Genomic DNA, 8,504 nt, shown 5'->3' on the forward strand with positions numbered 1-8,504 from the left:
CCCATGGACGGGTTTACGGCGTGTCCTGCAAGCCCACACCGCCCCGCCAACCCGCAGAAAACCCAGAGCCGGCTGTTGCTTTGGCTTTGGCTTTGGTTTTCGCCTCTGCGGGTGCCGGGCGGCAGCCCGGCCAGCCCTCCCTGCCGGATTTGCATATGTGGCTGCCGAATCCGGCCGTGGATTTGCCGGAATGCGCGATTGCCCTGCCGGAATGAAGTGCTCAGCCCTCGCTGAAAGGCGCGAAATGTCAGTCACCTGCCTAACGGCAAGTCCACTGACATTCAAGTTGTCCGCCTACGGGGGAAATGCTCATGAACCGCATCTACCGGCGTGTATGGAACCGCCAGCTCAATGCTCTGGTTGTGGCCTCGGAACTGGCCACCGGCGATAGCGGCGGTACCGCACCGCGCGACCGTCGTGCCAGCCTTCTGGTGCCCAGCACCCTGGCCATGGCACTGCTGTGCGTGCTGGCCAGCGGACCTGCGGCGGCGACAGAGGCCAATCAATCGCTGCGCGACCTGCAGGCGCTGGCGGCCAAGTACACCCAGCCGATGCCGGTGAAGGTCGATGCCGAAGTGGCGCTGGCCGCGGCTGCACGACAGGCACAGGCGAACCCGGCGATCAGTGCCAACGCACGCGTCGGCCTGCAGCTGAGCACAACGTCATTGCCGGTCGTGCGCGACGTGCTGCCGGCCACCGTGCAGGTCAAGCTGGCGGCCGGCGCCGCGCCGCGCCAGGTGCCTGCACCGGTGCTGGGCGCCGACGTGCGCGCCAACATCGGTGTTGGCACTGCAGCCGCTACCCGTGTCGATGCCGCGCTTGCGGCGAACGTCGCACCGGCCGCACAGGCGCCGTTGGGTCTGGCCGCCAACGCGGCAGCAAAGGCCGATGTCGGCATCGCCGGCAAGCCGGTTGCCAGCATTGACGCCGGCACCCAGGTTGCCGCGGCAGCGGGTGTAACGCCGTCCGGCTTGAAGGCGGCCGTGGATGGCAAGGTCGATTCGCAGCTGGTCGTGGCCGGCAATCACATCGAAGGCCAAGGCCAGATCGGTGCCACCGCAGCGGTCACGCTGCCTGCCAAGGAAGAGCTGCCGGGTGACACCGATGACCGCGCGATCACTGCAGCGTTCGATACCGGCGTGGCAGGCAAGGTACGGGTGCAGGGCAAGGACGGCGAGGAAATCGTCGCCGATCGCAATCTCAAGCTGGCCGGCACCGCAACCGTCGCCGCGCAGAACAGCGCGCTGGGCCTGGGCGGCCTGCTCAACGGCGTCGGCACTGCGCTCAACGGCGTTGGCAGCGCGGTCGGCAGCCTGCTCAATGGTGACCTCAACGGCACCGTCGGCAACCTGACCGGCGCCGTCGGTGGCCTGGTCGGCAATACCCTGGGCAGCCTCGGCCTGACCTCGCCGTCGGCCATTCCGCCGACCAGCCCGAAGGCGCCCGCCGCTGCCGACCCGAACGCGGGCCTGGTGATCGGTACCGGTGGCCTGGTGGGCGGTGTCACCGAACTGCTCGGACCGACCACCGCCAGCCTGTTCGGCGGCACCGGTTACCTGTCCAACGGCAACCTCAAGCTCAGCACCGCCAACGTCATGCAGACCTATTCCACGGTCAACGTGCTCGGCCTGCCGGTGGTCAATGCAACGCCTGTCGGCACCACGCTCAACGGACTGGGTGGCGCGGTCACCGGTGGCAGCTCGCACCTGACCCTGATCGGTGGCGTCACCTCCGACAGCTACATCTACAACATCAACAACGGCAATCCCGGTGGCCTGCTCGGCCTGCTGCTGCCGACGGACTCGCCGGCCTGGGCGGCCAAGTGCCTGGACATCGCGCTGGCGGACATCTCCTGCTGGGCGGTCAACGCAGCTCAGGACTACCAGGTGCTGATGGGCGATGGCGCCTATGCCAACGGCTCCAAGGAAGTGGTGATCGGTGCCAACGCCCGCCATGAGCTGCCCAAGGTCGATGCCAACGTCGCCTTCCCGGGCGCGGGCGCCAATGATCCGAGCGATCCGACCGGTGTTCCCACCGCCGACTATGCAGCACGCATGGGGCACTCGGTGGTGGTCGGCGACAGTGCCAGCGGCACTGCCAACGGGCAGACCCTGCTCGGCGCAGAGAGCACCTCCAACCAGGCCAACTCGGTGGCGCTGGGCTATCGCTCGGCCGCACTGCGCGGCGCGCAGGCCAGCTACAGCGCTTACGGCCTGACCACCGCACAGGTGTCGGCGGGCGAAGTGTCGGTGGGCACCGCAGGCGGTGGCGAGCGGCAGATCACCAACCTGGCGGCCGGCAGCGCCAACACCGATGCAGTCAACGTGGCCCAGCTGAAGGGTGCGATCAGCCAGATCGACGCGGTCGGCGCGGCGGCGGTCACCTATGACCTGGATGGTGCAGGCGACCCCGACTACCGCCGTGTCACCCTCGGCAATGGCACCGGCACCACCACCATCGGCAACCTGGCCGCCGGCGCGGTCAACGCCACCAGCAGCGAGGCGGTCAATGGTGCGCAGCTGTTCGCCAGCAACGACACGATGGCAAAGTTCTTCGGCGGACGCGCAGCGTTCGATCCGCTCACCAGCACTTTCACCGCACCGCTGTTCGAGATCAGCACCATCTCCACCGGTGGCGCCGTGGCCCCGGGGCTGTATGACAACGTCACCGACGCCTTCGATGCGGTGGATGGTTCGCTGGTCAACCTCAACACCCAGATCAATGACATCCGCAACACCGGCACCCGGTACCTGCGGGTGAACTCGACCGGTGCCGACGCCGTGGCCAGCGGCGCCGAAGCAATCGCCGTTGGTGCCGGTGCCAGCGCAACCGCCGCCAACAGCATCGCGGTCGGTGCCGGCAGCCTGGCCGACCGTGCCAACAGCGTGTCGATCGGTGCCGCGGGCGCCGAACGCCAGGTCACCAACGTCGCCGCCGGCACCGCCAGCACCGATGCGGTCAACCTGGGTCAGTTGCAGGCTTCAGAAGAGGGCGCGCTGCGCTACGACCTCAACGGCGACGGCAGCGTCAACTACGCAAGTGCGACGCTCGGCCAGTCCGGCACCGCCACCACGCTGCGCAACCTCGGCCCGGGCCAGATCAGCGCGGCCAGCAGTGAAGCAATCAACGGTGCGCAGTTGTTCGCGGCCAACCAGACGGTGGCCACCCACCTCGGCGGCGGCGCTGCAGTGGATGCCAATGGCGTGGTCACCGCGCCGACCTACACGCTCAACAACGTCGCCGCCAATGGCACGGTCAGCCAGGGCAGCTACAACGACGTCGGCACGGCCTTCGATGCGGTCAGCAATTCGCTGGCCAATGTAGCCGAGCAGACCGATGACCTAGACGCGCGCGCCGTGAAGTACGACGTGGACGGGAGTGGCAACGTGGTCGATACCGTGACCCTCAGCGGTACCGGCGGTGCACCGGTGAAAGTCACCAACGTGGCCGCCGGCAGCATCCTGGCGGGCAGCAGCGATGCCATCACCGGCGACCAGCTGTTCAGCACGCACCAGACGGTGGCCAGCTACTTCGGTGGCAGCACCGTGTACAACGGCAGCACCGGGCTGTGGACCGCGCCGACCTTCAACATCTCCACCATCGCCACCGATGGCACCATCACCGGCAACGACTACAGCAACGTCACCGCTGCGTTCTCTGCAGTGGACGGCTCGCTGCGGGTGCTCAACCAGCGCATCAGCAGCGGCGGCGGCAGCCCGTACCTGGCGGTCAACTCCACGGCTGCCGCAGCCACGGCCACCGGTGCCGAAGCACTGGCGGTCGGCCCGCAGGCCAGCGCAGCCGGTGCGGGCAGCGTAGCGGTCGGCAACGGTGCCAATGCCAGCGCAGGCAACAGTGTTGCGCTGGGTGCCGGTTCGGTGGCCAGCGTCGGTGCGCAGACCGGCTATACCGGTGCCTATGGCCAGGCCGGCGCCAGCAACTCGTCCGGTGAGGTGGCGGTGGGCAGCAGTGGCAGCGAGCGCAAGATCACCCACGTGGCCGATGGCTCCGACGACCACGATGCGACCAACGTCGGCCAACTGAAGAACGGCGTGAACTACGCCATCGACCAGTCCAAGGCCTACACCGACCAGAAGATCCAGAACATCACCAACGTTGCCGGCAGCTTCCGCGCCAACAACAGCAACAACCTGGCCGATCCGGCCGCCACCGGCGCCAACTCCGCCGCGGGCGGTGCCGGCTCCACTGCGGCCGGGGCCAACTCGACCGCATTGGGCAACGGCTCGCAGGCGCAGGCCGACAACTCGGTGGCGCTGGGTGCGGGCTCGGTCGCCAACCGCGCCAATACGGTGTYGGTGGGTGCAGCCGGTGCCGAACGCCAGGTGGTCAACGTGGCCGATGGTTCGCAGGCGACCGATGCGGTCAACGTGCGCCAGCTGCAGGCTTCGCAGCAGGGCACGATCCGCTATGACACCACTACCAACGGCACCACCAACTACAACAGCGTGACCCTGGGCAGCACCAGCAGCGGCCCGACCACGGTGCGCAACGTCGCTGCCGGCACCGCCGGTACCGACGCGGTCAATGTCGACCAGCTGAAGTCGGGCATGGCGCAGACCCTGGACTGGTCCAAGGCCTACACCGATGAGCGCATGGGCGGCTTCGAACGCGACCTGCGCAAGACCGACAACCGCGCATCGGCCGGTATCGCCTCGGCGATGGCAACCGCATCGCTGCCGCAGCCCAGCGAGGCAGGCCGCAACATGGCCTCGATCGCCGCCGGCAGCTACAACGGCGAATCCGGCGTGGCCCTGGGCATCTCCGGTGTCTCCGAGGGCGGTCGCTGGATCTACAAGTTCAGTGGTTCCACCAACAGCCGCGGCGAGGCCGGTGTGGCCGTCGGTGCCGGCATCCAGTGGTGATCACCTGCGCCGGGTCGCATTCGCGGCCCGGCGCAGCGGGCAACGTCTACAGGGGGAATGACATGAAACCGCATCGCATCGCTCGCAGTGGCCGCGTCGCCGCCACGCTGGGCCTGATCCTGGCCGCGGGGCTGCTGGTTGCCTGCCGCAGCCACGCACCGGCCGCCGACGGCCCCGCCGACAGCACCGCCGTCACCTTCCCGGAGGCCAGCGAGGCATCGCTGAAGGAAGGCATCTATCCGGATATCGCCGACCTGCGCCGGTTCGCACCGGGCATGAGCAAGCGCCAGCTGTACACGTTGCTCGGCACCCCGCACTTCAACGAAGGCATGTGGGGCGTGCGCGAGTGGAACTACCTGTTCAACTTCCGCACCGCACAGGGCGCGGAGTACTTCACCTGCCAGTTCCAGGTGCGCTTCGACAACAAGGGCATCGCCCAGGGCGGCTACTGGAAGCCTGAATCGTGCGCAGCGGTCCTCGACCCGCCGCGTCCGCCGCCACCGCCGGCGCCCTTGCCTGAGCAGCCGCTGCGGCTGGCTGCCGATGCACTGTTCGGCTTCGACAGTGCCGTACTCAGTGCCAGCGGCCAGCAGGCCGTGCAGGGTGTACTGGCGCAGGTGCGTGAGGCTAGCCAGGTGCAGTCGATCCAGGTGGTCGGCTACACCGACCGCATCGGCAGCGCTGCCTACAACCAGACGCTGTCGCAGCGACGTGCCGAGGCGGTGCGCACGGCGCTGGTACAGGGCGGCGTATCCGCGGCGAGCATCAGCGCTGAAGGGCGGGGTGCTGCCGAACCGCTGGTGCAGTGCGACCAGCGCAACCGGCGCGAGCTGATCGCCTGCCTGGCGCCCAATCGCCGGGTGCAGATCGCGGGCGTGGCCCGGTCGCACTGAATCCCCGCGTCGGGGCGTGCCCCGGCATCCCGAGTCCCCCCTGTTCTGCCGGCAGGACGTGGAAACGTCTCCCCCGTTTTCCACGCCTGCCGGTGGGCAGGTTTCTTCCCTGGTGCACCTGATGAATGCCCAATTCCTGCCCTTGTCCATGAAGACGGAAGCCACTCTCAGCGTGTACGGCCAGCTCGGCAACCATGCGGTCGTGCGCATTCCCGGGCGCCGGCTGCCGGGCCTCATCCTGCAGGCCGACACCGTTGCCGGCTTCCTCACCCAGCTGCAGGAAGCACAGGCGTGCCTGCGCAGCGGCCGCGCGCAGCGTGCCGACGCCGAGCTGGACATGCTGGTCGACATGCTCGAGCAGTGGTACGCGCTGATCGAATCGCGGCTGGCCGATGCCGGCGAGGCCTTGTAGAGAAACAGGGGACGGAGGGGATCAAGTCGTTTCCCGCACAACCGGGGCATGAACGACTTGATCCCCTCCGTCCCCTTTTCTGTTGCTATGCGCGGGCGCGGATCATCCAGCAGGCGGTTTCCACCCGCACACGGTCACCGTCGATGGACGGTGCGAACGCGGTCAGCGCCTGCTGCAGCAGCGCTTCGGAGCGTGCGGCCGGCAACGCACGCAGGGCCAAACCCACAGGTCCGAGCTGGCCGACGTAGCTGGCCAGCGCATCAGGGCTGAGGAAACAGGTCAGGTCCAGCGGCGCGATGTCCACGTCCTGCCATCCGGCACGCTGCAGCAGCTGGCGCACCCGTTCGCCATCGGCGAAAGCGAACTGCCCCGGTGCACCCGGTACCCGCGCCGGCAGCACCAGCTGGTCTGCAAGGGCGCGCTCGGCGGTGGTCATGAACGGATTTTCCTGGGCGCTGCGCCAGGCGATGCAGCGCAGGCCCGCGCCCGTTCGGGCGGCACGGTGCAGGTTGGAGAAGGCGGCCTGCGTGTCCTCGAAGAACATCACCCCGAAGCGCGACTGGATCCAATCGTAGCGCGCCGTTGCGAAGGGATGGCGCTGGGCATCGGCAACGATGAAGTCGATCCCGCGCCCGATCGCGGCGGCGCGCTGGCGGGCCAGGTCAAGCATCGGTGCGGAGATGTCCACGCCCGTGCAATGGGCGTCAGGGCGTGCTGCGGCGGCGCTCAGCGTACTGGCGCCGGTGCCGCAGCCCACGTCCAGCAGTTCCGTGACGGTAACCGGCAGCTCGTCGCGCAGGGCATCGGCCATCGGTTGGAACAGGTCGTCCAGCAGGGTCTGCTGCGCGACCCAGTTCTCGCCGGCGGCGCCGTTCCAGAGCGTGTTCTGATCGAGCGGGAGTGAATCGTCCATGGGCTTGCCTTGCGCGGGGAGTGCGACCATGGTGGCGCTTGAAGCCCACTTGAGGTCAAGCACGATGCAGGAACTGGATATCGGTGAGGTGGTCCGCCGCAGTGGCGTGCCGGCCTCGACGCTGCGCTACTACGAGCAGCTCGGCCTGTTGCAGGTGCTAGGGCGTCGCGGCCTGCGCCGGCAGTACCACGAACAGGTGCTGGATCGGCTGGCACTGATCGGCCTGGGGCAATCGGCAGGCCTGTCGCTGCAGCAGATCGGCGCAGCGATGCCGCAGGGGGCAGGGCTTGCACTGGATCGCACGGCATTGCTGGCCCGGGCCGATGCGCTGCAGCTGCAGATCCGCAGATTGCAGCGGGCGCAGGATCGGCTGCGGCGGGCTGCCGCCTGTCCACACGCCGAGGATGCTCGGCGCTGCGCCTCGTTCCGCAGGTTGCTGCGAGCGCAGCAGCGCGTAGCGCGCGGATGAACTGCCGACACCCGCTCAATCGCGGGTGCTGACTTCCCAGGTGGCATGCAGCACGCCCGGCACCTGTTCCATCCGCGCCAGCACCACGTCCAGTTCGTCGGCGCTGACTGCGGTGCTGACCAGCACTGCGATCACATCAGTGGGCGCATCGGCGTGCTCCACCAGTTGCACGTCGCCAACGGGGTACTGCGCGGCTTCCAGCGCATCGACCAGGCGCTCGCGCACGCGCGGCACCGCGTCGGCATCCACGCTCAGGCGCACTTCGTAGGTCGCTTCGCTGGCGGCTTCGTTGATCGGGATGCGGTTGATCGCGTTCACCAGTGGCCGCAGCAGGGTATTGCCGGCGATGATCAGTACGGTCAGCAGCACGCCTTCGGCCAGCATGTCCGCGCCGGTGCAGCTGCCCACGGCAGCCGAGCACCACAGCGTCGCGGCGGTGTTCAGGCCGCGCACGTTCATGCCTTCCTTCATGATCACGCCGGCGCCGAGGAAGCCGACGCCCGAGACGACGTAGGAGATGACCCGCACGGCCTCGGCGCTGCCGGCGATGCGCATGCCCAGGTCAACGAAGGCGGCAGCGCCGACAGCCACCAGCACGTTGGTGCGCAGGCCAGCGGTGCGTTGCCGGTACTGGCGTTCGGCGCCGATCAGAGTGCCGAGCACGAACGCCGCCAGCAGGCTGACCACGGTGTCGGCGAACGGGCCGGGCTGGAAGGTTTCAATGAAGCGCATGGCCGCAGTCTACCTCCCGCAGGTGACAGTAGAACCACGCCACGCGTGGAGGGGCAGGGGGCATCATCCACGCATGGCGTGGATCTACTCGTCGACGCGCTCGCCCATCATTTCGCGCTGGCGCTTGTCCAGTTCCTCCGCATAGCGCTTGCGCACGAATGCTTCAGACACCACGCCCAGCACCTGGCCATCGTCGGCCACC

Annotated in this window: 7 protein-coding genes; 5 read left to right on the plus strand and 2 right to left on the minus strand. The window is 68.3% G+C overall.

Annotation, left to right across the window (positions count from 1 at the left end; all coding sequences use genetic code 11):
• The 4 genes from AB4Y84_RS07065 to AB4Y84_RS07080 form a co-directional block, all read left to right on the plus strand.
• A partial coding sequence (locus AB4Y84_RS07065) for a hypothetical protein (protein WP_442249928.1) occupies window positions 1-215 on the plus strand: 215 nt, incomplete at its 5' end.
• A gap of 96 nt (window positions 216-311) precedes the next feature.
• On the plus strand, window positions 312-4,883 hold the full coding sequence (locus AB4Y84_RS07070; protein WP_442249929.1) for a YadA-like family protein: 4,572 nt from the start codon (window positions 312-314) through the stop codon (window positions 4,881-4,883).
• Between the two features lie 62 nt (window positions 4,884-4,945).
• Entirely contained in the window at window positions 4,946-5,776 is an 831-nt protein-coding gene (locus AB4Y84_RS07075; RefSeq protein ID WP_442244830.1) for an OmpA family protein, read from the plus strand.
• A 121-nt stretch (window positions 5,777-5,897) separates the two neighbouring features.
• The gene (locus AB4Y84_RS07080; protein ID WP_170929478.1) at window positions 5,898-6,188 is read left to right on the plus strand and encodes a DUF6959 family protein; all 291 of its coding nucleotides are present in this window, start codon (window positions 5,898-5,900) and stop codon (window positions 6,186-6,188) included.
• Between the two features lie 85 nt (window positions 6,189-6,273).
• Here the strand turns inward: AB4Y84_RS07080 and AB4Y84_RS07085 are convergent, their stop codons facing one another.
• Window positions 6,274-7,101, minus strand: a complete 828-nt coding sequence (locus tag AB4Y84_RS07085; RefSeq protein WP_442244829.1) for a class I SAM-dependent methyltransferase — start codon at window positions 7,099-7,101, stop codon at window positions 6,274-6,276.
• Window positions 7,102-7,165: 64 nt separating this feature from the next.
• On the opposite strand from AB4Y84_RS07085, the gene AB4Y84_RS07090 reads away from it, so the two are divergent.
• Entirely contained in the window at window positions 7,166-7,570 is a 405-nt protein-coding gene (locus AB4Y84_RS07090) for a MerR family transcriptional regulator (protein WP_312787580.1), read from the plus strand.
• A gap of 15 nt (window positions 7,571-7,585) precedes the next feature.
• Here the strand turns inward: AB4Y84_RS07090 and AB4Y84_RS07095 are convergent, their stop codons facing one another.
• Window positions 7,586-8,302, minus strand: a complete 717-nt coding sequence (locus AB4Y84_RS07095; RefSeq protein WP_025878554.1) for an MgtC/SapB family protein — start codon at window positions 8,300-8,302, stop codon at window positions 7,586-7,588.
• Between the last annotated feature and the right edge of the window lie 202 nt (window positions 8,303-8,504).

The organism is Stenotrophomonas sp. 2YAF22 (genome assembly GCF_052114665.1).
Classification (GTDB): Bacteria; Pseudomonadota; Gammaproteobacteria; order Xanthomonadales; family Xanthomonadaceae; genus Stenotrophomonas; species Stenotrophomonas indicatrix.